The 24,682-nt window shown below is 61.1% G+C and carries 23 protein-coding genes; 7 read left to right on the top strand and 16 right to left on the bottom strand.

The genetic code is table 11. From position 1 onward, the window contains the following. Position 1 precedes the first annotated feature (1 nt). The 4 genes from QRN31_RS13100 to QRN31_RS13085 are packed head-to-tail and all read right to left on the bottom strand — an operon-like array spanning position 2 to position 7,739. Positions 2–4,567: an alpha-2-macroglobulin family protein gene (locus tag QRN31_RS13100; protein ID WP_285432433.1), complete on the bottom strand. Its 4,566-nt coding sequence runs from the start codon at positions 4,565–4,567 to the stop codon at positions 2–4. After that, positions 4,564–5,214: a DUF1175 domain-containing protein gene (locus tag QRN31_RS13095; RefSeq protein ID WP_502942478.1), complete on the bottom strand. Its 651-nt coding sequence runs from the start codon at positions 5,212–5,214 to the stop codon at positions 4,564–4,566. Before QRN31_RS13095 ends, QRN31_RS13100 begins: the two co-directional genes overlap by 4 nt. After that, the gene (locus tag QRN31_RS13090; RefSeq protein WP_285432432.1) at positions 5,199–6,911 is read right to left on the bottom strand and encodes a DUF2138 domain-containing protein; all 1,713 of its coding nucleotides are present in this window, start codon (positions 6,909–6,911) and stop codon (positions 5,199–5,201) included. Before QRN31_RS13090 ends, QRN31_RS13095 begins: the two co-directional genes overlap by 16 nt. Before the next feature lie 36 nt (positions 6,912–6,947). Next, entirely contained in the window at positions 6,948–7,739 is a 792-nt protein-coding gene (locus QRN31_RS13085; RefSeq protein WP_285432430.1) for a YfaP family protein, read from the bottom strand. 276 nt (positions 7,740–8,015) lie between these two features. Between QRN31_RS13085 and QRN31_RS13080 the strand changes: the two genes are divergently transcribed. The 5 genes from QRN31_RS13080 to QRN31_RS13060 all read left to right on the top strand — a co-directional run bounded on the left by QRN31_RS13080 (position 8,016) and on the right by QRN31_RS13060 (position 14,423). After that, positions 8,016–9,158: a Fic family protein gene (locus tag QRN31_RS13080; RefSeq protein ID WP_285432429.1), complete on the top strand. Its 1,143-nt coding sequence runs from the start codon at positions 8,016–8,018 to the stop codon at positions 9,156–9,158. 77 nt (positions 9,159–9,235) lie between these two features. Then, positions 9,236–9,478: an exodeoxyribonuclease VII small subunit gene (locus tag QRN31_RS13075; protein WP_007894317.1), complete on the top strand. Its 243-nt coding sequence runs from the start codon at positions 9,236–9,238 to the stop codon at positions 9,476–9,478. Beyond that, a complete protein-coding gene (locus tag QRN31_RS13070) occupies positions 9,475–10,377 on the top strand; it encodes a polyprenyl synthetase family protein (protein ID WP_285432428.1) in 903 nt (300 codons plus the stop codon). Before QRN31_RS13075 ends, QRN31_RS13070 begins: the two co-directional genes overlap by 4 nt. 92 nt (positions 10,378–10,469) lie before the next feature. Next, positions 10,470–12,368: a 1-deoxy-D-xylulose-5-phosphate synthase gene (gene dxs, locus QRN31_RS13065; RefSeq protein ID WP_285432426.1), complete on the top strand. Its 1,899-nt coding sequence runs from the start codon at positions 10,470–10,472 to the stop codon at positions 12,366–12,368. Between the two features lie 171 nt (positions 12,369–12,539). Continuing rightward, positions 12,540–14,423, top strand: a complete 1,884-nt coding sequence (locus tag QRN31_RS13060) for a TonB-dependent receptor domain-containing protein (RefSeq protein ID WP_285432425.1) — start codon at positions 12,540–12,542, stop codon at positions 14,421–14,423. 118 nt (positions 14,424–14,541) lie between these two features. Here the strand turns inward: QRN31_RS13060 and QRN31_RS13055 are convergent, their stop codons facing one another. The 12 genes from QRN31_RS13055 to nrdR all read right to left on the bottom strand — a co-directional run bounded on the left by QRN31_RS13055 (position 14,542) and on the right by nrdR (position 23,351). Beyond that, entirely contained in the window at positions 14,542–15,342 is an 801-nt protein-coding gene (locus QRN31_RS13055; RefSeq protein ID WP_285432423.1) for a cobalamin-binding protein, read from the bottom strand. Continuing rightward, on the bottom strand, positions 15,342–15,761 hold the full coding sequence (locus QRN31_RS13050; protein ID WP_285432422.1) for an MFS transporter: 420 nt from the start codon (positions 15,759–15,761) through the stop codon (positions 15,342–15,344). The genes QRN31_RS13055 and QRN31_RS13050 overlap by 1 nt, the downstream gene beginning before the upstream one ends. Next, on the bottom strand, positions 15,758–16,375 hold the full coding sequence (gene ribA, locus QRN31_RS13045; protein WP_045057501.1) for a GTP cyclohydrolase II: 618 nt from the start codon (positions 16,373–16,375) through the stop codon (positions 15,758–15,760). Before ribA ends, QRN31_RS13050 begins: the two co-directional genes overlap by 4 nt. Before the next feature lie 252 nt (positions 16,376–16,627). After that, positions 16,628–17,365: a substrate-binding periplasmic protein gene (locus QRN31_RS13040; protein WP_285432420.1), complete on the bottom strand. Its 738-nt coding sequence runs from the start codon at positions 17,363–17,365 to the stop codon at positions 16,628–16,630. A 22-nt stretch (positions 17,366–17,387) separates the two neighbouring features. Beyond that, entirely contained in the window at positions 17,388–17,891 is a 504-nt protein-coding gene (locus QRN31_RS13035; RefSeq protein WP_285432418.1) for a phosphatidylglycerophosphatase A family protein, read from the bottom strand. Then, positions 17,888–18,853, bottom strand: a complete 966-nt coding sequence (gene thiL, locus QRN31_RS13030) for a thiamine-phosphate kinase (RefSeq protein ID WP_285432416.1) — start codon at positions 18,851–18,853, stop codon at positions 17,888–17,890. The genes QRN31_RS13035 and thiL overlap by 4 nt, the downstream gene beginning before the upstream one ends. Positions 18,854–18,871: 18 nt before the next feature. Next, a complete protein-coding gene (gene nusB / locus QRN31_RS13025; protein WP_103403407.1) occupies positions 18,872–19,372 on the bottom strand; it encodes a transcription antitermination factor NusB in 501 nt (166 codons plus the stop codon). Continuing rightward, positions 19,369–19,845 carry a 6,7-dimethyl-8-ribityllumazine synthase gene (ribH, locus tag QRN31_RS13020; protein WP_003185938.1) on the bottom strand — a complete coding sequence of 159 codons (477 nt, stop codon included), beginning with the start codon at positions 19,843–19,845 and terminating at the stop codon, positions 19,369–19,371. The genes nusB and ribH overlap by 4 nt, the downstream gene beginning before the upstream one ends. A 91-nt stretch (positions 19,846–19,936) precedes the next feature. Continuing rightward, complete coding sequence (ribBA, locus tag QRN31_RS13015) at positions 19,937–21,028, bottom strand: bifunctional 3,4-dihydroxy-2-butanone-4-phosphate synthase/GTP cyclohydrolase II (protein WP_285432412.1); 1,092 nt, start codon at positions 21,026–21,028, stop codon at positions 19,937–19,939. A 16-nt stretch (positions 21,029–21,044) separates the two neighbouring features. After that, positions 21,045–21,710, bottom strand: coding sequence for a riboflavin synthase (locus tag QRN31_RS13010; RefSeq protein WP_285432411.1), 666 nt, complete (start codon positions 21,708–21,710; stop codon positions 21,045–21,047). 46 nt (positions 21,711–21,756) lie between these two features. Continuing rightward, entirely contained in the window at positions 21,757–22,890 is a 1,134-nt protein-coding gene (ribD, locus tag QRN31_RS13005) for a bifunctional diaminohydroxyphosphoribosylaminopyrimidine deaminase/5-amino-6-(5-phosphoribosylamino)uracil reductase RibD (protein ID WP_285432410.1), read from the bottom strand. Continuing rightward, positions 22,887–23,351, bottom strand: a complete 465-nt coding sequence (nrdR, locus tag QRN31_RS13000) for a transcriptional regulator NrdR (protein WP_003228656.1) — start codon at positions 23,349–23,351, stop codon at positions 22,887–22,889. The genes ribD and nrdR overlap by 4 nt, the downstream gene beginning before the upstream one ends. Positions 23,352–23,479: 128 nt before the next feature. Here nrdR and QRN31_RS12995 point away from each other — a divergent pair, with 128 nt between their 5' ends. Further along, the gene (locus tag QRN31_RS12995; RefSeq protein ID WP_285432408.1) at positions 23,480–23,944 is read left to right on the top strand and encodes a hypothetical protein; all 465 of its coding nucleotides are present in this window, start codon (positions 23,480–23,482) and stop codon (positions 23,942–23,944) included. Then, complete coding sequence (locus QRN31_RS12990) at positions 23,941–24,594, top strand: class I SAM-dependent methyltransferase (protein WP_285432406.1); 654 nt, start codon at positions 23,941–23,943, stop codon at positions 24,592–24,594. Before QRN31_RS12995 ends, QRN31_RS12990 begins: the two co-directional genes overlap by 4 nt. Positions 24,595–24,682 lie beyond the last annotated feature (88 nt).

The following is a 24,682-nucleotide window of genomic DNA, read 5'->3' as shown; positions in this document are numbered from 1 at the left end:
ATCAGTTGACCGTGATCTGGCCAAGCGCCGGTTGCTGTTCCTGGGCCTGATGCTGTGGCGCATAGACCTGCGTGAAACGCACCGGCGGCAGGTTGAACTGGCCTTTTTGCGAGAAGCGCACCAGATGACGCAGGCGCAATTCGCCACTCAACGCATCCACAGGAATCGCGTAAGCCATCTGCCCCGGCTCGAAGCGCGCCTTCTCCAGCGCCGTCGGTTCGGTGCCCGCCTTGCCCATCAACTTGATGCCCCAGGTGGTGCGCTCGACATCGGCGCCCGGTGGCAGCGGCACTTCGATCATGCCGTAACGCAGCGGTTTCGCGGCTTTGCTGGTGATGATCACTTCGTCCAGATAAAGGCTGTCGCTGGACAACGGTTTGCCACCTACCGCTTCAAGTTTGAAGTTGAAGGCTTCGTCGCCCGGCACCAGGCGCGACAGGCGACGGGTGATGGTCACCGCCATCGGGTCAACTGGCGGTTGTTTGGTCTGGAAGCTCAATGCCGCCCGCAGCGGACGCTCTTGCGCTCCCGCCAACGCTAGCACCGCAGGCACAGGCGTAGCACCCTGCCACGTCCAATACATCTCACCGGTAGCGCCGTACTGTTTCTTCCAGCCCTCGCCGGGGGCCAGTGCGATGGTCGGCGAAGCCTGTTCGATACCGCGTTGCAACCAGGTCAGCGCCAACGCACGTTCGAGTGTCGATTGCTGCGGCAGCAAACGTTGCAACAGCGCTTTCGCGTGAGCTTGATCAAAGGTTTGCAGCGACAGGTTCAGCGCCTCGGCAAACGGTTGAGAACTGACGGCCAGACGCTGCTGCGCATCAGGCAGTTGACGGTTGAAAGCATCAGGCAACGTCACCTTGGACTGACGCGCCAGAGAGGCCGTCAACGCACGCGCCGCCGCCAACCCCAGCGCCGAATCCGGATCGCTCATGACAATGCTGTCTTCGCCGTCCTCCATCAGGTTCGCCGCATTACCCTCGCCGGCTTTCGACAGGTCATCCATCAACCCGCTGAGCAACGTGTTGACCGGCAATTGCATCTGCTTGGCGAACGACAGAATCAGTGCACGCTGCAACAGCGGGGTATTTTTCGCCTGCTTGGCATACACCTCCAGCACCCGCTGCCAATGCTCCGGCGGCAGGCTCAACTCCAGCGCTTTGCTGGCGTGCCAGTCGGCGTAATAGGCGTACGCGGTGAGGAACGCATCCGGCTCACCGTCCATGCCCCACCAGGTGAAACTCGCCGACGGCCCGGCCATTTGCACCAGACGCAGACGACTGTTTTGCATGATCAGGCGCAAGCGATCACGGATCTGCGGGTTCGAGGACAAGACCGGATACGCGATGCTCAATGGGAGCAAACGGCTGGCCGTCTGCTCGACGCCGCCATACGGATAGCTCAGCAAATCATCGAGCGCCGAGCGGAACAGCGCTTGCGGACTGTCATCCAGGCGCAGGCGAATATCCGTAGCATCCGCCGGCAGCGTCAGCGGCGTATCACCGCTGGCCACGTCCAGGCTTTGGCTTTGCGTGACCTGCCAGCCTTCACCGGTCGCGGTCAGACGCACGGCCAGCGCATCGGCGGTTTTGCCGTCCTGCACCAGTTCAGCGGTCCACTCACCCGAGGCCAATACAAATGCTGGCAGTGGGATGTAGTTGATGCCGTTGTTCAGGGTCACCGGCACACGTTGATCGGCGCCGCCGTAATGGATGACCAGCTCGGCCTTGACCGGTTTTTCAGACTGGCTAAACGCGAACACACCCAGATCCGGCTTGTCGCCCGTGCGGAATTTGCTTGGTCCACTCCACTTCAGGTACAGCGGTTTTTCCGAGCGCACGAATTGCTTCTTCTGCCCGACCTGACCGTCATCGGCGATGGCTCGCGCAGTGATGCGCCAGCGGGTCAGCGAGTCCGGCATCTTGAAGGTGAAACGGGTTTTGCCATTGGCATCGGTCACCAATTCAGGCTGCCACGCGGCGGTGTCGACGTCTTCGCGACGCGGCCGCTCCAGCACTTTCACGCCACGCTCGCTGCGGTTGGCTTTGCCCGGCGCGCCCGGGCTACCCGGCAATGCGACGTCGTAGCTGATGAACGACAAACTGGCACTGGTGCGCACGTTGTTGCGGCGCGGGTGGTAGAAGAACTGGTCGATGGTCGGCGCCACTTCCGGTTGCAGCGCGTAGATCATTTCGTCGACGACACTGACCGTCAGGTGCGCCGGAATCGGCTTGCCGGCGAATTGCGTGGTCAGGTCAACCGACACCGTATCGCCCGGCTGATACGTCTCTTTATCGGTGGCGATGGCCACGTCGATCTGCGGCGCAATCACCTTGATGCCGGCGTTCTGGAAGCTGTATTGGCCACCCTTGGTGTACAGCACCGAGAACGTCAGGTTCGGCGCGAAGGTATTCTTCACCGGGATGCGCGCGCGATATTGGGTGTCGCTGAGCTTTTCCATCTTCAGCCAGTCGCCGCCCTTGGACAGCAACGCCGTGGCCTCGACCTTGTCCCGCTCCAGCGACAGCAATGCATCGCTGATCGGCTCAGGGAATGTAATCAACGCGAGGGCTTCGTCGCCGGCCTTGTACTCGGGTTTATCGAGGACGATTTCCACCGTGCCCGGCACGGCTTTGACGCCGTCGCCAGTAACCGAATGGCCGGTCGCACCAACCACGCGGCCATGGTCATCCTTCAACGTCAGGTTGTAGGTGCCCGGACGTTCGAAGGCCAACGTGAAGTTTTTATCGGCTGCGGCCAGTTTGCCTTCGCCGATGCTCTGGTCTTCCAGGCGCACCCAACCGTAACTGCTTGGTTTCACTGCTTTGCTTTGTTCGCTGCCGCCTTCATTCAAATAGCTGAACGTGACCTTGTCGCCCACCGCACTGAAACGTTGCGGCGTCCGCAGACTGAAACTCGCGGCACCACGGTCGATGAGGATTTCCTTGGTGGTCTTGACCCGATACGCCGCGCCATCGCTGGCAAAAACCGTGAGCATGTAGCGGCTTGGTTTTTCAGCGGCGGGTAGCTCAAGGGTCGCGTTGCCCTTGGCGTCGGTGGTCAGTTCGGTGCTGGTCAGCTCCACCGGGAATTGCACGAGGTATTGCAGTTCGTTGTCGACCATCGACAGTTGTTGAGCGCGCAGGCTCAAGCTCAACTTGGCGTTCGCCACCGGCTTGCCGTCCGGGTACAACAGCGCCAGGCTGCCTTTCACCGGCTCGCCGGTGCGGTAATCCTGCTTGGCCAGGTTCAAGGAAACTTCGAAGTGCGGCTTGATGTATTCGGCGACACGGAAGGCGCTGCTATAGGCCTGGTCCTTGTAGCTGAAACGCAGTTCGTAACCGCCGGCCACGGCGTTGTCCGGCAATTGGAAGCGACCTTGGGTGCCGGCCTTGGAATCGAGTTTCAGCGCCAGCGATTGCAAGGCTGTGCCGGTGGCATCGAGCACGGTCACGTTGACGTCGGCAGCCGTCGGCGCCACGGAATCCCGGGCGTTCTTGAACTCGCGACCGACGATTTTCAGCGACACCCAATCCCCCGGCCGATACAGCGGTCGATCCGTGAAGGCATAGAGTTTGGTGTCGTAGATTTCGCTGTCGTAATAGAAGTTTTCGGAGACAAACACCCCGCCCTCTTCGTCCTCGCCAATGACGAACGAACGCTCGGGGCTGACGTGTTTCAGACGCAGCAAACCATCGGCATCGGTAGCGCCGCTGCTCATCACGCCCAGGCCATCGGTCCACAGCACATTGACCTTGGGCACCGAACTGCCTTCGTGTTTGCGCGCGGCCCACACCAGCAGTTCATCACCGGCAATCTTGCTCACGGCCACGGTATTGGAAACGAACACCATCGTCGTCGCGCGGTACTTGCCGATCAGCGCTTCCACCAGATACAGGCCTGGTTTGAGGTTGCCCAACGGAATGTACACGTTGCCCGGTGCGACGCTGACGAACTCGCTGGACGAACCGGCCAGGTTCACGCCCTCAGGCGGCTGGATCGGCTTGGCTTGCCACAGCGGATAACGGAACTGGCTGACCACCGGCAGGCCCGGGATCAAGGCGAATTGCGGCTGCGCATCGTAAGGCGTTGGCGCGGCAATCGCGCTGCCCATCTTCAGTTCCGGCACTTCTTCGGTGACTTGTTTACGCGATTCGTAGGAGAACGCGCGCTGCATCACCCGGCGGGATTTGCGATACCAGTTGTCCCACAGGTACGCGAGGGTGTTCGACAGGCCCTCACCCTTGAACTGGCCGTCGCTGACCACGCGGTGCAGGTTCTTTTGACGCTTGAGGAAATCCAGCGGCTTGTCGATGCGATACACGCGAATATCCGCGCCACCGTAAGGCTCCATGCGGAAACGACGATAGTCACGGCCCGGCGCTTCGAGGCGCACCATCGCCTGTTCGTCGCTGGCGAAACTGCTGTCGGCCAGCAGGAAAAAGCTTTCACCGGCCACCGGCGTGTAGCCGCTGGGCTCGACGGTGTCTTCGGCGATGGCCGCCGAAAAAGGCAGAACCAATACCAACAGTAGAGGCAGAAAACGCAGCATGCGGGCACCGATCATTGGGAGAGAAAGTTCAGTCGATAGACGCCGATGAAGTTGGGGTTGGCTGCGTCGGGTATCCATCGGGTGTCCTTCCATGTCATGAGTTGCTGCAGGCTTGCGGATCGCATGCCGTTGTCAGTGGGGGTGGTGGTGCCGGTGTGATAGGCGATGTAGCGGCCCATCCAGATCATCAGGTGCTGGTCGTCGCCCTGATCGAAAAACATCAGGTCGCCGGGCCGTGCTTGCGCCACATCCCGGCCGATCAGATGACTGTTGAACTGAATCAATTTGATTGCGTTGACGTACGGCCCGACCTTGCCGCCACCCTGTTGCCATTGCTGGGCGAGGCCGCGCTGGGCTTCGCTCAACTGCAATTCGGGCGGCAGGTAGCGATTGGACAGGCCATTGCTGCGCAGCCATTTATCGTCATGGACTTTCAGCGCTTCGTTGGCGGCGAAACGCACAAGGCCGGCGCAGTCCTGCTGATACCAGCGCGGGCTTGGGCCTTGGGTCAATTGTTCCTGGGCGATGCGCACAAACCAGGCACGGAACACCTGGGATTGCTGCGGATCCAGCGCGGGGGCGTCACCGGCAAATGCACGACTGCCCAGCAACATCGCCAGCAGGCCGAGGCCTCGGATGAGTGCGGTCACAGGGCTTTCCATTCCAGCGGCAGCCATTGCCAGTGGCCGTCGGGTTCGCTGCCTTCGGGCAAGGTCAGGGCGTATTTGCCATAACCGCCGAGCTTGCGCAATTTCGGGATCAGGTAGGTTTGCGCGGCGTTGTAGAACACCGGTTCCATGTCCTGCGGCAAGCTGTCGAGGGTTTCCTGTTGCATCAACTGCGCCATGGAGTCCGGGCCAAAGTAGACCGGCATCAGCAAATCCTTGGGCACCACGTCGGCCATCGGCGGGAAGCGTTTGTCGAGGGTGCCGAGGGCTTTGTCCACCAGCTTGTCGTCGAGTGAGAACAGCAGCGTCGAACCGTGACGGGCCAGGCTCACGCGCATGAACGCCTTGCCGGTGATCGCGTCCGGTTGCTCGGCGTCCTTGGCCGCGTAAGGGCCGAAGTTGGAGCTGACCTGACGCTGCCATTGGTGAGTGGCGCCTTCCTGCTTCTCGACCACCGGGAAAGCGTGGTCTTGAACGTTGCCCTCGTAAGCGCCGACCATCGAGCTGAACAGGTTGCCCAGGTCGCCGTCGAGCTTGGCACTGTCATCACCATTCAGGCTGGCAACCAGCAACGGCGTGTACAACCGCGAATCGGCGTACCAGCACAGGCCGGCAGAACCGGCCATGTGCTTGGTCAGCGTCTGAGCCACGGTTTCGTCGGCACCGAGTTTCACCAGCAGCGGCTTCTGTTGTTCGGCGGCCAAAGGCAACGCGACGCAGGCGCTGGCGCCCATCGGCATGGCTTTCCAGATGGGTTTGAAATCGAAGTCCGGCTGCTTGTCCAGTTCATCCATGGCGAGGAAGCTGTGCCAGCCTTTGTCGTCCATGTCGAAACGCAGACCGGCGAAGTTCGGGATGAAGCGCTGATAACCCATGGCCAACACACTGGCGTTGACCGAAAGACGTTGTTTCACCTCAGGCGCGCGGGGTGGCAGGCCAAACGCTTCGGGGAACAGTTTGTCGCCGTTGAGCAACGCGGCGATGGCCTTGGTCGAGACGCTGCCCGATTCTTCGGATGCGCCGCTTTCGGGGTCGTAGAGTTTGGTCGGATTGGACAGCACCACCAGTTTGTCGCCGTGGGAAGCGAACACCAGCGCCTTGCTGGCGTTGTAGCTGAGTTGATAAAGCGCCACGTCGTCGGTCCCGACTTTCACATCAGCGATTTTGGACAGCTGCGAATCATCCAGCGCCACTTTGGCCAGCGGCTCCAGCACCTTGGCCAGTCCGCCGCGATCCATCACCAACAAAAAGTCTTTCAGACGACCATCCGCCCCACGCCACAGCGCTACGTCCGCCGGTTGATCGAAGAGCTGCTCGATCAGGCTGTCCTGCAATTTCAGGTCATGTTCGTAAATGATCCGCCGCAGACTGCCGATCAAGCCGAGGCGATCAGCGTGCGCTTCGTAATAGAAGACGAAATCTTCGGTCAGGGTTTCCTTGAGGAACGGCACCGCCAGCAAGTCCTTGGGCAACTGGCTCAAGGAGTGGGTTTCGAGCAGGCCGTCCGGACGACTCATGCCCAGCTTGTCGCTGGCCAGCTCGGCCGGTGGTGCCTTGGGCTTGTGCATGAACCAGCCCAATCCGCCTGCCACGCCAGCGACCAGGACCAGCCCGACCAGCACGGCCGGCCAGCGGCGGGAAGGTTTGGCGGCCGGTGCGGCAGCGGCAGGATTCACAGTGTTATCGCTCATGTTCACAAAGCCCATTTCATCCGTGGAGCGGGATGCTTAATAGTTGAAAGTCTTGACCAGCAACAGGTCACCGATAGCGCGCAGGGGCACGATGAAGGTCTCGCGTTTTTCGTCGACGGTGTTTTCGTTGAGCACCAGATTGATTTGCGAGGTGATGACCTCGTTCTGGTTGCTGGTCTCATCGAAGTTATAGCCTTCGCTGCCGAAGTTGCCCCAATAGTTCACGTAAACCAGATAGGTGCCATGCAGCGGCGCGGTCATGGTGAACATCTCCGGACCGGGGCCATCGACGCCGTCCGGGTCCAGACCGCCGCCATTGGTCAACGCCGTGTGGGCGAAAAACGCGTGCTGGCCGTCGGGGGTAATGATGTGCAGGTCGAGTTCGGCTTTCGGATCGTCCCACCCCAGCACCACGCGAATCCGTGCCGGGGTGCGCAGGTTGTTGGCTTCATAGAATTGAACGCGCTTGAGCGACTTGCCTTCGGCGCTGCGCACTTCGACGCTGTTGGAACCCGCGCCGAACGCATACGGCCGGGCGAAACGCCCTTCGTCGTCGGTGTAAAGATTCAGTGGATTGCCATTCACCGCCAGAGTGTGGGGCCCGCGTTGAGTGCCGATGGCCTTGAGCTGGCCTTCGATCATCGTGCGATTGCGCTGCACGCCCCGGTCGATGGGTGGTGTGGGATAGGCGACTTGAGGATTTTCACTGCGATCGAGCAGGCCGGAATAACGCCAGCCGCCCACCGGTTCCGACAGCTCGGCCGTCGGTTCGGCCCAGGCCGCGCTCGCGCAGACCAGCCCCATTACCAGCAAAAGAAATGAACGCATGTGACGCCTCCTGCCATGCATAACGAAACCTTGCGCCCGATCCTCGGCGCGTTACAGATGTAAAAACTGCGTTTCGTCAGAAAGACCCATGACTATTGGGTCGTAGAAGGCGCGAAGGTTAGCCATTTGGCGGTTTTTTAACAATCGGATACATCTTTATTTGTGGCGAGAATCACGGTGAAAGCGAGGCGTGAGCCGAATAGCGCAGTTATTCGGCTCACCAAATGAGCCGAATAGGATTATTATTCGGCTCATTCACCCTGGAGCACCCGGTTAATGGCACCTCACTGGATCTGGCAACAGCCCGATTGGCCGAATTTCAACTGGCACCCCGAGCGCCTGACGCAGCTGTTGCGCGAGTGCGTGCAAGCCCAAGGTCAGTTAATGGGCATGGCCTGTTCTGTGGACCGCTCACTCAGTGCACAGACAGAACTGGATGCGTTGTTGCAGAACATCGTGACGTCTTCGGCTATCGAGGGGGAACAACTGAACGTTGGCTCGGTGCGCTCTTCGCTGGCGCGGCGTCTGGGCCTGGAAGCAGTCGATGGCGGTCAAGTCAGCCAACGCAGCGAAGGGCTGGCGCAGTTGCTGCTCGATGCCACTCAGCACTTCGCCTCTCCCCTGACATTGGAGCGACTTCTGGCGTGGCATGAATGGCTGTTCCCGGATCAGGACACAAACTTTGCCACTCGCTCCATCCATGTCGGTGCGTTACGCGGCGATGAGCCGATGCAAGTGGTGTCCGGGCGTATCGACAGACCCACCATTCACTTTGAAGCACCACCGCGCAAAGGACTGGAGCAGCAATTGGACGCCTTCCTCAACTGGTTTGAAGCCAGCCAGAGTCAGGTCGGGCTCGATCCTTTGTTGCGGGCCGGCATCGCACACTTCTGGTTCGTCACCCTGCACCCCTTCGATGATGGTAATGGACGACTGACGCGCACCATCACCGATCTGGCACTGGCTCAGGGCGAGGCGCAAGCGATCCGTTTCTATGCGATGTCAGCGAGCATTCTGGAGGACCGTTCCGGCTACTACCGGGTACTTGAGGCCAGCCAGAAAGCCACTGTGGATATCACGGATTGGTTGGAGTGGTTCCTGCAAACCTTGTTACGCAGCCTGCACCAGGCCATGACCCGGATTGAATCAGTGCTGGGCAAGGCGCGTTTCTGGCAGGCCCACCGCGAGTCCGTTTTGACGGCGGAGCAAACCAAAGTACTGAATCGCTTGCTGGATGGCGGAGAGCGCGGTTTCGAGGAAGGCATCAGCGCTGCGCAGTATCAGGCGGTGGCAAAGGTGTCCAAGGCCACTGCCACTCGTCATCTGGCTGAATTGCTGGAGAAAGGCTATGTGAAGCGGCTTGCCGGTGGTGGGCGTAATACTCGATACCAGATCAGCTATCCCGAAAGCAGTGGCTGAAATGCCCCGCTCATTTGCCCATAACCCCCATGTCTGCTAGTGTCGCGCCGGTTTAACGTCAACCGGAAATAGCCGCCATGGCCCGCAAAAAAGCTGCACTGGATTTCGAACAATCTCTCGCTGACCTGCAAACGCTGGTGGAGCGTCTGGAGAACGGCGAATTGTCGCTGGAAGACTCGCTGACGGCTTTCGAGCAAGGCATCGGTCTGACCCGCGATTGCCAGGCGGCGCTGGCCCAGGCCGAGCAAAAGGTTCAAGTGCTGCTCGAGCGTGATGGCGAGTTGGCCGAGGAACCCTTCGACGCGGATCAGCCAGAATGATTGCAGCGTATTCGGCGACCAGCCAGGCCCGCGTCAACGCAGCACTGGAAACCCTGTTCAACCCGCCGAGCCCCGAGCTGGCGCGGCTGTACGAAGCCATGCGCTACAGCGTGATGAACGGCGGCAAACGCGTGCGTCCGCTGCTGGCCTATGCCGCCTGCGAGGCGCTGGGCGGCAAGGCTGAGCAAGCCAATGGCGCGGCGTGTGCAGTGGAGCTGATCCACGCCTATTCCCTGGTGCACGACGATTTGCCGGCGATGGACGACGACGATCTGCGCCGCGGCCAGCCGACTACGCACAAGAAATTCGATGAAGCCTGCGCGATTCTGGCCGGTGACGGCTTGCAGAGCCTGGCGTTCACCGCGCTGCTCGACCCGCGTCTGAGCGCTTCGGATGCTGCTCTCCCCTCCGATCACCTCCAACTGCAAATGGTCAGCGCCCTGGCGTTGGCAGCAGGCCCGGCGGGCATGGTCGGCGGTCAAGCCATCGACCTTGGTTCGGTCGGCCTGAAACTCGATCAGAAAGCCCTTGAGTACATGCATCGGCACAAGACCGGCGCGCTGATCGAGGTCAGCGTCAAGCTCGGCGCCCTGGCGAGCGGTCGTGCCGAGAAAGACGAACTGAAGTCCCTGCAGACTTATGCACAGGCCATCGGTCTGGCTTTTCAGGTACAGGACGACATTCTCGACGTCGAAAGCGATACCGAAACCCTCGGCAAGCGCCAGGGCGCCGACATTGCCCGCGACAAACCGACCTACCCGGCCTTGCTCGGCCTCGACGCGGCCAAGGCCTACGCACTGGAACTGCGCGATCAGGCCCTGCACGCACTGCGACCGTTTGACGCTGCCGCCGAGCCACTGCGCGACCTGGCCCGGTACATCGTCGAGCGTCGCAGCTGACGGCGTATCCGCCAAGTTAAAACCAACGCGTGGGCAGGGGGCGATGCATCAGGTAAACTGCCGCATCTTTTATACCTATAACGATTCGCCTGATGCCCACGACGTTTCATGAGATTCCCCGCAAGCGCCCGACCACGCCCCTGCTCGACCGTGCCAACACGCCGGACGGCCTGCGCCGGTTAGGCGAAGCCGAGCTGGAAACCCTGGCCGATGAGTTGCGCCTGGAATTGCTCTACACGGTCGGTCAGACCGGTGGGCATTTCGGTGCAGGCCTGGGCGTCATCGAACTGACCATTGCGTTGCATTACGTCTTCGACACCCCGGACGACCGGCTGGTGTGGGACGTGGGTCATCAGGCCTATCCGCACAAGATCCTCACTGGCCGTCGCGAGCGCATGAGCACCCTGCGCCAGAAGGACGGCGTCGCCGCCTTCCCGCGCCGCGCCGAGAGCGAGTACGACACCTTTGGCGTCGGCCATTCCAGCACCTCGATCAGTGCAGCGCTGGGCATGGCCATTGCCGCCCGCCTGCAGAACAGTGATCGCAAGGCCATCGCCGTGATCGGCGACGGCGCGTTGACTGCCGGCATGGCCTTCGAAGCGCTGAACCATGCGCCGGAAGTGAACGCCAACATGCTGGTGATCCTCAACGACAACGACATGTCGATCTCGCGCAATGTCGGCGGCTTGTCGAATTACCTGGCGAAGATTCTTTCCAGCCGCACCTACGCAAGCATGCGCGAGGGCAGTAAAAAGGTCCTCTCACGCCTGCCCGGCGCCTGGGAAATCGCACGTCGCACCGAAGAATACGCAAAAGGCATGCTGGTCCCCGGCACGCTGTTCGAAGAGCTGGGCTGGAACTACATTGGCCCGATCGATGGCCACGACCTGCCAACCCTGATCGCCACCCTGCGCAACATGCGCGATCTCAAAGGCCCGCAGTTCCTGCACGTGGTCACCAAGAAAGGCAAAGGTTTCGCCCCGGCGGAAGTCGACCCGATCGGTTACCACGCCATCACCAAGCTCGAACCTTTGGACGCTCCGGCGGCCGCACCGAAAAAAGCCAGCGGGCCGAAGTATTCCGGTGTGTTCGGCGAATGGCTGTGCGACATGGCCGCCGCCGACCCACGCCTGGTGGGCATCACACCGGCGATGAAGGAAGGCTCCGATCTGGTGGCCTTCAGCGAGCGTTTCCCGCAGCGCTACTTCGACGTGGCGATTGCCGAGCAGCACGCGGTGACCTTCGCCGCCGGCATGGCCTGTGAAGGCGCAAAACCGGTGGTGGCGATCTACTCGACGTTCCTGCAACGCGGTTACGACCAACTGATCCATGACGTCGCCGTGCAAAACCTCGACGTATTGTTCGCCATCGACCGCGCTGGTCTGGTGGGCGAAGACGGCCCGACACACGCCGGTAGCTTCGACCTGTCGTTCCTGCGCTGCATCCCCGGCATGCTGGTGATGACCCCGAGCGACGAAAACGAACTGCGCAAAATGCTCACCACCGGCCACCTGTTCAATGGCCCGGCGGCGGTGCGTTACCCACGTGGCTCCGGCCCGAATGCAACGATCGAGAAAAACCTTGAGCCGATCGAAATCGGCAAAGGCGTGGTTCGTCGCCAGGGCAGCAAAGTCGCCCTGCTGGTGTTTGGCGTGCAGTTGGCCGAAGCGCTGAAAGTCGCCGAGACACTGGATGCAACCGTGGTCGACATGCGGTTCGTCAAACCGCTGGACGAAGCACTGGTTCGCGAAATGGCCGCCAGCCATGAGCTGCTGGTCACCGTCGAAGAGAACGCGATCATGGGCGGCGCCGGTGGCGCGGTCAGCGAGTTCCTCGCACGGGAGAACATCCTCAAGTCGATATTGCATCTGGGTCTGCCGGACAGCTACGTCGAACACGCCAAGCCTGCACAAATGCTGGCTGAGTGCGGACTGGATGAGGCAGGGATCGAAGCGTCTATTCGTCAGCGCCTGGAACTGCTCAACATCTAATCCTTTAGCTACATGCGAAACCCTGTGGGAGCGGGCTTGCCCGCGATAGCGGAATGACAGTCGACTTATTCATTGACTGACACTCCGTCATCGCGGGCAAGCCCGCTCCCACATTGCTTTTCCATGCCTTTCAAAATTTGTGTTCGCTTTAAAGCGCCAACGGACTGCCCAATGAAACTCTCCCCCCTCGCCCTGACGCTGACGCTTCTGCCGGCCGGCCCACTGCTGGCCGACACCTTCGAACGCGATGAGGCCCTGAAGCTGCCGGACATTCTGATCAGCGCCAACCGTCAGGTCGAAGCGCGCAACGACAGCAGCGCCGCCAATACCGTGTTCACCCGCGAGGACATCGACCGCCTGCAACCGGTCAGCGTCACTGACTTGCTCAGTCGCGTGCCTGGCGTGCAAGTCGCGCAAACCGGCGGTCGCGGCAGTCTGCCGGGGATTTACATTCGCGGCACAAACTCGGCGCAAAGCCTGGTGTTGGTGGATGGCCAACGGATTGGCAACTCGACGTCTGGCGACAGCAACCTGCAACACATCAACATCGAACAGGTCGAGCGCGTGGAAGTGTTGCGCGGCTCGCGCTCGGTGATCTACGGCAGCGATGCGATTGGCGGGGTGATTCAGATTTTCACCCGCCGTGGCGGCGAACCGGGCTTGCAGCCACGGATGCACGTGGGATTCGGTAGCCATCAGACCTGGGAACGCAGCCTCGGCGTGTCTGGCGGCGATGAGAAAACCCGTTTCAACCTTGGCACCAGCCTTGATGAAAGCGCCGGGATCAATCGCACTCACGAGTCGTATCCCAGCGACGGCGATCACGACGAGTACCGCAATAAATCTATCAGCCTGAGCCTGAGCCACGCCCTTGCCGACGACATCGAAATCGGCGCCAACGTCCTCGATAACCGTGGCAAAAGCGAGTTCGACAACCCGTTCGGGCGCTTCGACACGAGCACCTTCGAATCGGTCCAGCAGCAGCCTTACAGCGATTTTGACATCAGCAGCATCAGCAGTTACGTCGATGCCCGGGTTAACGACCTCTGGAAAACCCGCATCGAATTCGGCCACAGCGAAAACCGCGAAAAGACTTTCGACAAGCTCAGCGACGAGCGCAGCGTGTTCAACACCTACCGTGATTCAGTGAACTGGCAGAACGATTTGACGCTCAACGAGCGCAACAGCCTGATCCTCGGCAGCGATTGGTACGAAGACCGGATCAACAGCAGCACACCCTTCGACGAGGACAGCCGCTGGAACCGCGCGGCGTTTATCCAGCATCGCTACCGGGCGGACAGCTTCTCCACGGAACTGGGGCTGCGCCGAGACGAGAACCAGCAGTTCGGTGGCCAGAACAGCTGGAGCGGCACTTTTACCCTGCCGCTGAACCCGGACAACGACGTGCTGTTGACCTACAGCGAAGGTTTTCGCGCGCCAACCTTCAACGACCTGTATTACCCGGATTTCAGTAACCCCGACCTCAAGCCCGAAACCTCGAAAAGCTATGAGCTGCAATGGCGCAGCCAGTTGACCGACAGCAGCCGACTGGAAACCTCGCTGTACCGGACAGACCTTGAAGACGCGATTATTTTCGGCAGCAACTCTCGCCCGCAGAACGTGGCTTCCGCGCGGATCAACGGTTTTGAAGCGGCGCTGAAACAAGAGCTGTTCGGCTGGCAAAGCAACCTTGGCGTGGCGATCATCGACCCACGGGATCGCGACAGCGGTCACACCCTGGCTCGTCGTGCGCGGCGGACGTTGAGCCTGGATCTGGATCGGCAGTTTGACCGGCTCGGGCTCGGCGCCAGTTGGCAGGCGGTGAGCAGCAGTTACGACGACAAGGACAATCAGCAAGCCCTGGGCGGGTATGCATTGCTCGGGTTGCGCAGTAGCTGGGAGCTCAATCGCGGGATCAAGCTTGAGTTGAAGGTCGATAACCTGCTGGACAAGGGTTACAGCCGGGCGCTGTACAGCCATGAGGGCAGTCAGTATGGGTATCGCGAGGAAGGTCGGGCGTGGATGTTCGGGGTGACCTGGACGCCCGAAATCTGATCTGAGATTTTTGGTGTTTGGGCGGGCCTCATCGCGAGCAGGCTCGCTCCCACACTGGATCTGTGAGCGACACCCCCCCTGTGGGAGCGAGCCTGCTCGCGATGAATGCGCCTCGGTCTCAGCGGTCCGGCGCGATCACCTGGCAGAGTTTGGCGGTCGCCTCGATCATCTGACCACTCGGCCGCTCAAGGCCCTTGTCCGCGACCAACAACAATTGCCCCTGCGCCACCGCCGCGACCTGAGGCCAGGCCTTCCACGCATTGAGCTGCGCCTGGTCGCTTGCCAGAATCACCTCGGGATTGCGCTGCAACACCGCCTCGACACTGACCTGCGGCGCAGGCAACGTCAGGTCCGCGAACACATTACGTGCGCCACACACGTCAAGCGCATCGCTGATGATCTGCTCACCGCCAACGGTGTACAGCGGCCGGTCCCACACCTGATAAAACACCCGTAACGGCTCATCCCGACGATAGCGCTGGCGCAGGGTAGCCAGTCGCTGACGCAACGCTGTGGCCAATGAAACGCCACGCCCAGGCCGGCCGAGCTGCGCAGCAATTGCTTCAATCTGCGTGGTCAGCTGGCCGAGGTTGTGCGGTTCGGCGACGTAGGTGGAAATGTTCAGTCGCTTGAGCTGGTCACGCTGGGCCGGACCTACACTGCCCGGCCATAGCAGCAATAAATCGGGCTTGAGGCTGAGCAACCGTTCCATGTCCAACTGGCCGTAGCGGCCAACGGATGGAAGACCGTCGAGTTCGGCAGGACGCTCACCGGCATCCAGCACGCCGACCAGTAGGTCCGCCGAGTTCAACTCGACAACGATTTCAGAAAGTGACGGCGCGAGGCTGACAACCCGCAAGGCCGCGAACGCCGAGCCGCTGACGGCCAGCAGCATCACCGCCAGCCAGACACGAACCATCAGCCGAGTTGACGCGGGATACGGTAGAGGTAGAACAGCACCGTGGTCGACAGCGCAAGCAGAACCAATGGCACCGCTTCAAGGCCGACAAACACCGCCAGCGCGCCGATCCAGGCCGGCAGTGCTGCCGCCAGGAACGCGATGCGGCGCTTGGCCGCCAGGGCGATCCAGGCTGCGGGTTCTTCAGGGGTGTCGAGGGCTTTCTGGGTGGCGATCAGCGCGTGCTTGTAGCCACCGAAAAACTTCAGGCTGACAAACATCGAGGCCACGCCAGCAATGAACAACGGCATCGCCAGCACCGGCAGAATCGCCTCGCTTTGACCGAATACGCCATTGATCACGAACAGCGGCAGCAAGGCCAGGGCCAAATACTGCCACCAGTTGAAAGACAGCCGCCGCCGAACCTGACCGCGCGTCACGCCCGGTCTGCCTCGCCCTGATGCTCGTTGCCCATCATGTGGTCGAGCTTGCTGGCCTTGGTGGCCAGATAGAGTTTGTTGTGCGGATTATGGCCGGTGTGCAGCGGCACGCGCTCGGCGACCACGATACCCATGTCGGTCAGGGCTTTGACCTTGCGTGGGTTGTTGGTCATCAGGCGCAGGGATTTCACGCCCAAGTGCTCCAGCATTGGCAGGCACATGGCGTAATCGCGCTGGTCGGCGGCAAAGCCCAGACGCTCGTTGGCTTCAACGGTGTCGGCGCCGCCGTCCTGCAATTCATAGGCACGGATCTTGTTCAACAGGCCAATGCCCCGGCCTTCCTGACGCAGGTAAAGCAGCACGCCGCGCCCTTCGCGGGCGATGGCCTGCAACGCGGCCTCAAGTTGCGAGCCGCAGTCGCAACGCTGGCTGAACAAGGCATCGCCCGTCAGGCATTCGGAGTGCAACCGGCCGAGTACCGGGGCACCATCGTCGAACTCACCCAGGCTCAACACAACGTGCTCGCGCCCGTTTTCTTCATCGAGAAAGCCGTGCATGGTGAATTGCGCAAAAGGCGTTGGCAGCTTGGAAGCGGCGACAAAAACGACAGGCACCGGTGTGCTCCTGATCAATAAGTACTGGAGATTCGCAGACGCGGCATTGTAACAGCACGCTCCCGTGGACGCTTAGGCTGAATTATGGGGCATAACGATCAAAAAGTTCGATCCCAGGCCCACCAAAGCCTCCTTGTGGGAGCGAGCTTGCTCGCGATGGCGTGTGTCTGTCTGCATATTTGTATCTGACAGACCGCCATCGCGAGCAAGCTCGCTCCCACAGGGGTTCAGCATCAACCAATAGATCCGTGTTCAGTTCGAATCGAATGGATACGGCTGTTTCCAGCGTTCGAAGATCGGTTTCAGCCGACCGCTTTTCACCAGCAGCTCCATGCGCTCGTCGAACAGTGCCATCAACGTGCGAGCCTTTGGCGTATCCGCGAAACACAGGTACAGCGGCAAATCTGCGATGTGTGTGCGACTAAACTGCGCCCGATCCTTGGCGCTCTTGAGGATAAAGTCGACCTCGGCGAGTGCGTCGATGTAGTAGTCGGCTCGATTGTGGATCAGCATCGACAGAATGCCGGTGCGCCGAATGACTTCGTTATAGCGACTCACGTTGGGCAGGTAATCCTGGAAGCTGTAGCCACGGACCCAGGCCAGCCGATAGTTGCCCAGCGTTTCCGGGGTCGGCGCCGGATTGCTCGCCAGCCCCAAGGCATAGATGTGGTCGGTATCGAAACTCCAGCGCGGATAGAGCAGATCGTGAGTCTCATCACGATAGGAACCGACACAGGCGTCTACTTCACCCCGCTGTGCCAGGCCGATGGCGCGGATGTAGGGTTCTGTGCGGATATCCAGTTTGACGCCGGCCGGCTCGAACACCTCCCGCAGCACGTCCCAACCCAGGCCATGACCGTCAGCGGCGGTGTAGTCTTCCCAGTCTTCGCTGGCCAGATGAATCACCGACGGTGTCGTCGCGGCATCGCCCGCGCTGGCAAGCGAGCAAAACGTGGTGAAAACCATCATAGCCAACCAGCGCAGAGCCATCCTTAGTCCCCTGTTTCGCCTGTCAGGCGAAAATCCATACCAACCCCTGCATCGCCAGCCACGCAAATACGCCTGCCAATACATCGTCGAGCATGATCCCGACGCCACCGTGCACATGCCGGTCGATCCAGCGAATCGGCCAGGGCTTGAGAATGTCGAAGAAGCGGAACATCAGGAATCCCGCCAGTAACCAGTACCAACCGTCCGGCACCAGCCACAGGGTGATCCACATCCCGACCATTTCGTCCCAGACGATGCCTTCGTGGTCGTGTACCCGCAAATCGTCGGCAACCTTGCCGCACAGCCAGAAGCCGAACAGCATGGTGACGCCCAGCATCAGCCAGTAGCCCCAATCGGGCAGCATCTGCCATAACGGGATAAAGGGTAGCGCAACTAACGACCCCCAGGTGCCCGGTGCTTTTGGCAAGGTGCCCGAGCCGAAGCCGAACGCCAGGAAGTGCCAGGGATTGCGCCAGACCGACGGCGGTACGAATTCCGCCGGGACCTGTTTGGGATGATCTGTCACGGTGTCTCCCGAAAATGTTGATAGCCGCGGGTTTGCGGGGTGATGTCTTGTCCATCGGCATCCAGCAGCACGACGCCCTGCCCAGCTACAACACGCCCGACCACATGGATCGGCCAGCCGTCGACCAGCAACGCGGGTAACTCGACGGACGGCAGGGTGAAGGCCAGCACGTAATCGTCACCACCACTCAAGGCTGCGCTTTCGGCACCCGATTGGCCAAGGAAAGCCACCAAAGCGTTGGACAGCGGCAATCGGTCCCGTTCAACCTGAATGCCGACTCTCGACGCCAGGGCGATATGCCCGCAGTCAGCCAGCAGACCGTCGGAGATATCCAGCGCGGAGGTGGCTTTGCCACGTAGCGCCTGACCTAGAGCCAGTTGCGGTTGCGGTGACCAGTAATGGCGCAGCAGGGGGTCGGCGATGGCCACATCGGCGGTTCGCTGCCCGAGTACCAGCGGCAAGGCGCCAGCGCCATTTCCCAACTCGCCGCCCACACAGAGCAAATCGCCTGGCTGCGCCCCGCTGCGAGTCAACGCCTGACCTGTCGGCACGCGCCCAAACACCGTCATCGTCAGGCTCAACGGTCCGCGGGTGGTATCACCGCCCACCAATGCCACACCGCAGCCCTGCGCCATGACGGTCAAACCAAGGGCGTAGGCCTGCAGCCAATCGGCGGTCACCGTCGGCAAGGTCAGGGCAAGGGTAAAGGCAATCGGGGTGGCGCCCATGGCGGCCAGATCGCTGACCGCGACGGCCAGCGAGCGCTGACCTAGCAGAAACGGATCGCAGGGATCTGCGAAATGCACGCCGGCAACCAGCGTGTCGGTGGAAATGGCCAACTGCTCCCCGGGAGGAACCGTCAGCAAGGCGCAGTCATCGCCGATCCCGAGAGCAACGCCCTCGCCGCCCTGCGCACAAGGCGCGGCGGCGAAGAAATTGCGGATCAGCTCAAACTCACCCATAGCGATAACAAGCGCCGATTAGCGCTTGAACGCCTTCACTTCAGCTTCACGCAGACGCGGGGCCAGCTTGTCGAGCACGCCGTTGACGAACTTGTGGCCGTCGGTGGAACCGAAGACCTTGGCCAGTTCGATACCTTCGTTGATCACAACGCGGTATGGCACGTCGACACGCTTGAGCAGTTCCCAGGTCGACAGACGCAGAACCGCCAGTTCAACCGGGTCCAGCTCTTCGATGGTCAAATCCAGGCAAGGCTTGAGCGCGGTGTCGATCTCGGTCTTGAACTGCGGAACCCCGTGCAGGATTTCGCGGAAGTAGGCACCGTCGACATCGCTGAAATCGTTATCGACCCGAAACTGCGCTTCGATCTCGTTCAGCGACTGCTTGGCCATGTGCCATTGATACAGCGCCTGAGTCGCGAGCTGACGGGCTTCGCGACGCTTGACGCTTTTCGATGGCTTGCCGGCATCCGCAGGCTTTGGATCGCGCGGGTTGAAACGATCGCTTTCGTCGCTAATCACTTGGCCTCCAACTGCGCCAGCAGGCTGACCATTTCCAGAGCGGACAGGGCAGCTTCAGCACCTTTGTTACCGGCCTTGGTGCCGGAACGTTCGATGGCTTGTTCGATGGAATCAACGGTCAGGACGCCGAAAGCGACCGGAACGCCGAACTCCATGGACACCTGGGCCAGGCCCTTGGTGCATTCGCCCGCCACGTATTCGAAGTGCGGAGTACCGCCACGAATGACCGCGCCCAAGGCGATGATTGCCGCGTATTCACCCTTTTGAGCGACTTTCTGCGCAACCAGGGGAATTTCGAAGGCGCCAGGCGCACGGATGATGGTGATGTCGCTTTCGCTCACGCCATGGCGAACCAGGGCATCAACTGCACCGCTGACCAGGCTTTCAACGACGAAGCTGTTGAAACGGCCCACTACCAAAGCGTAGCGGCCTTTAGGGGCGATGAAGGTACCTTCGATGGTCTTCAGGGTCATTCGTTAGATCTCTTAAAGAGCCGGGACGCGTTTTCTACGCATCCCTCAGTGATATTTGAACCGCGAATACAGGGCCGGGAACAACCGGTCATTATTCGGAGGGCACGTATTCTACAACTTCCAGATCAAAACCGGATATCGCATTAAATTTCATTGGCGCGCTCATCAACCGCATTTTGCGTACGCCCAGGTCCCGAAGGATCTGCGAACCGGCACCGACAATGCTGTAGGTGGTCGGTTTTTTCACTGCGCTTTGATCCGCGGTTTCGCGGATATGCGCCAGCAACACGTCGCCATCGAGCGGGTGACCCAGCAACAACACCACACCGCTGCCAGCCTCGGCCACCGCAGCCATCGCGGCGCGCAGGCTCCAGCGCCCCGGTTGCTTGACCATCAACAGGTCGCGCAGCGGGTCCATGTTATGCACCCGAACCAGGGTCGGTTCATCAGCGCACACGGTGCCCAGGGTCAGGGCCATGTGTACGTCGCCTTCCACGGAATCACGATAGGTCACCAGGTTGAACTGGCCCAGTTCGCTGTCCAAAGGCTGCTCGGCAATCCGCTGAACGGTACGTTCGTGGATCATCCGGTAGTGAATCAGGTCGGCGATGGTGCCGATCTTGATGTTGTGTTCAGCCGCGAAGGCTTCGAGTTCGGTGCGGCGGGACATGGTGCCGTCGTCGTTCATCACTTCGCAGATCACGCCGCTCGGCTCGAAACCGGCCATGCGCGCAAGATCGCAAGCCGCTTCGGTGTGACCGGCGCGAGCGAGTGTGCCGCCGGCCTGGGCCATCAGCGGAAAAATGTGGCCTGGGCTGACGATGTCTTCAGCCTTGGCGTCTTTCGCGGCAGCCGCTTGCACGGTGCGCGCACGGTCGGCAGCGGAGATGCCGGTGGTCACGCCTTCGGCCGCTTCGATGGAGACGGTGAACTTGGTGCCGAAACCGGAACCGTTGCGTGGCGCCATCAGGGGCAGCTTGAGCAGTTCGCAGCGCTCACGGCTCATCGGCATGCAGATCAGGCCACGGGCGTGCTTGGCCATGAAGTTGATGTGTTCGGCCTTGCAGCACTCGGCGGCCATGATCAGGTCGCCTTCGTTCTCGCGATCTTCGTCATCCATGAGGATGACCATCTTGCCTTGGCGGATGTCTTCAACCAGTTCTTCGATGCTATTGAGCGCCACAAGGCACCCCCTTGGGTCAGGATTTGAGGTAGCCGTTCTCGGCCAGAAAGCTTTCGGTAATGTTTCCGGATTTTGTAGGCTCTGCAGCCTTGTCGCCCAACAACAGGCGCTCCAGATAACGTGCCAGCAAGTCAACTTCAAGGTTCACCCGGCGACCTGGCTGGTACGAGGCCATGATGGTTTCGCTCAGGGTGTGGGGAATGATGGTCAGCAGGAACTCGGCGCCATCGACCGCGTTCACGGTCAGGCTGGTGCCGTCGACGGTGATCGAGCCTTTATGGGCGATGTACTTGGCCAGTTCCTTGGGCGCGCGGATGCGGAACTCCACGGCGCGTGCGTTCTCGGTGCGGGCAACCACTTCGCCCACGCCGTCGACGTGACCGCTGACCAGATGTCCGCCGAGGCGAGTGGTCGGGGTCAGGGCTTTTTCCAGGTTCACCGGGCTGCCGCTCTTCAGGTCATTCATTGCCGTGCAGTCGAGGGTTTCGCGGCTCACGTCCGCCGCAAAGCCGTTGCCTGGCAATTCGACGGCAGTCAGGCACACACCATTGACCGCGATGCTGTCGCCCAGTTTGACGTCGCTCAAGTCGAGCTTGCCGGTTTCTACATGTACCCGCACATCTCCGCCTTTTGGGGTCAATGCACGAATACTGCCGATGGATTCGATGATGCCGGTAAACATGGAGTCCTCCTCGAGAACAGGGCCGACGCGTGACGCAGGCCGGGAATTATACGCTCGCCGCTGGCACAGGAATGGCGATGACTCGCCAATCATCGCCAACCGCGCGGATTTCGGTAATTTTCAGTTCGGGTGCGTCTTTCATTTGCGCCAGCGGCCAGTCGAGCAGCGGCCGTGCCGATGAGCCGAGGAACTTGCCGGCGATGAAAATCTGGAACTCATCCACCAGACCTTGCTGGGCAAAAGCCCCTGCCAGGCGCGGGCCGGCCTCGACCAACACTTCGTTGACGTCGCGATGGGCCAGCTCAACCAGCAACTTGCGCAGGTCGACCAAACCATCCTCGCCCGTCACGATCAGGCATTCCGGGCCGTTGGCGTATTGTTCTTCGACCGCCATGCAGGTCGCGACCAGGGCCGGGCCGGCCTTGAAGAACGGCGCGTCCAGCGGCACTCGCAAACGGCCATCGATCAACACCCGCAATGGCGGGCGGCTCATGGCGAGTGCGGTCTGCTCGGCGTCCAGCCCCAGTTCATCGGCGCGTACGGTCAACCGGGCATTATCTGCCAGCACCGTGTCAGCGCCGGTCAGTACCACACTGGCTTGCGCGCGCAGGCGTTGAACCGCCGAACGTGCAGCCGGGCCGGTGATCCATTGGCTTTCGCCACTTTCCATCGCCGTGCGACCGTCCAGGCTCATGGCCAACTTCACTCGCACGAACGGCAAGCCGTGTTCCATGCGTTTGAGGAAGCCTTCGTTGAGCTTGCGTGCCTCACCTTCCAGCACGCCACTTTCAATGGCGATACCGGCCTGGGCCAAACGCTGCATGCCGCGACCGGCGACTGCAGGATTAGGGTCCTGCATCCCGGCCACCACCCGCGCGACACCGGCGTTCACCAGCGCATCGGCGCAGGGCGGCGTGCGGCCGTGGTGGCTGCATGGTTCGAGGGTCACGTAAGCCGTAGCGCCTCGGGCCTTGTCACCGGCGGCGCGCAAGGCGTGGACTTCGGCATGCGGTTCGCCGGCGCGTACATGCCAGCCTTCGCCGACGATTTGGCCGTCACGCACGATCACGCAGCCGACCCGAGGGTTGGGGTGCGTCGTGTAATGACCTTTGCGTGCCAATTCCAGGGCGCGGGCCATGTAATGGGCGTCGAGGATGGCTTGTTCGGGGGAGGTGGTCATTCTTTCACCGGCTCACGGGCCAGGCGATCGATCTCTTCACGGAACTCATTGAGGTCCTGGAAGCGGCGATACACGGAGGCGAAACGAATGTAGGCGACTTCGTCGAGCTTCTGCAGCTCGGCCATCACCAGCTCACCGACCACGAGGGATTTGACCTCGCGCTCACCGGTGGCGCGCAGCTTGTGTTTGATGTGCACCAGCGACGATTCGAGGCGTTCGACACTCACCGGGCGCTTCTCGAGCGCTCGCTGCATGCCGGCACGAAGTTTTTCTTCGTCGAACGGCTGGCGGCTGCCGTCGGTTTTTATCAGGCGCGGCAACACCAGTTCAGCCGTCTCGAACGTCGTGAAACGCTCGCCGCAGGCCAGGCATTCACGCCGGCGGCGCACCTGTTCGCCCTCGGCGACCAGACGCGAGTCGATGACCTTGGTGTCGTTGGCACCGCAGAAGGGACAGTGCATGGTGGCAGGCAACAAAAAAAGGGAGGGCCATGGTAGCGCATCCCCGTGGCAAGACAAGCCATAGGCTTTGCGGTATACAGACGGGTTATAGAGCTTGATCCATGGATTTCACCTCGCTGGAGCCGCAAATGTCCCTAAGACCGCTCGTTATGCTCAGTCTTTTCAGCCTGCTGGTGGCCTGCAGCAGCGATGCGCCCAAGCCCCAGCCGCCAACGCCGGGGCCTGCCCCGCAGGCGGCGCAGAAGAAAGCCCAAGAGTCCGCCAACCTCGGTCCACTGCCCGCCTATCAGCGCGAATTGAGTGGCACCCTGTTAGGCGTGCCGGCCGGTGCCGAAGTCGAATTGGCGTTGCTGGTGATCGATGACAAGGCCCGTCCGCAACAATTGCTCGCCAGCTCCAGCCTGATCGGCACCAATCAAGTGTTGCCGTTTCACCTGCGTTTCAACCCGGACTCGTTTCCGGTGGGTGCCCGCGTTGAACTGCGCGGCCGCGCCAGCCAGTCCGGCCAGCTGATTTTGCATCTGCCGTCGCAGATCATTACCCAGCCAACGACGCAAACACTGGGCCAGCTGCAATTCGTCAAAGCGCCATGATTGCACCGTTCGACCTGCAACAGGCGTTGGGGCAATTGCTCGGTGATGCGCAGCTTGTGCCTGTCGCCTTGCCGGACTGCGAGCTGAAACTCTGGCTGATCGACGGCGACAACATGGACCGCGCTTTCAGCCCGGAAGAAACCCGGCGAATTCTGCACGAACCACCGTACTGGAGTTTCTGCTGGGCCAGCGGCCTGGCGGTTGCCCGTTATCTCGCCGAATTTCCGGAGTGGGTCAAAGGCAAACGCGTGCTGGATTTCGGCGCCGGCTCCGGGGTCGCGGGGATTGCTGCAGTCAAGGCTGGCGCACTGGAAGTGGTGGCCTGTGACCTGGACCCGCTGGCGCTCGCGGCGTGTCGGGCGAATGCTGAACTCAATGATGTACAGCTCAATTACTCGACGGATTTTTTCGCCGAGGCGGATCGCTTCGATCTGATTCTGGTGGCCGATGTGCTCTATGACCGGGCGAACCTGCCGTTGCTCGATGAGTTTTTGAGCCGTGGCCAGCAGGCGCTAGTGGCGGATTCGCGGGTGAGGGATTTTCGTCATCCGCTGTATCAACGCATCGAGATGCTGGAGGCGATGACCCTGCCGGACCTGGCCGAGCCTGAAGAGTTTCGCTATGTAAGCCTCTACCACGCGCGGCGCTAGCTAAAAGCTTCGCCAGCAGGCTGGCTCCCACACGGGATCTACTTCTCTCCCGAAACCCCTGTGGGAGCGAGCTTGCTCGCGATAGCGG

The organism is Pseudomonas sp. fls2-241-R2A-110 (assembly GCF_030209165.1).
GTDB lineage: Bacteria > Pseudomonadota > Gammaproteobacteria > Pseudomonadales > Pseudomonadaceae > Aquipseudomonas.
The sequence above is the reverse complement of the archived record's forward strand: the minus strand, read 5'-3'. Positions and strand labels throughout refer to the sequence as shown.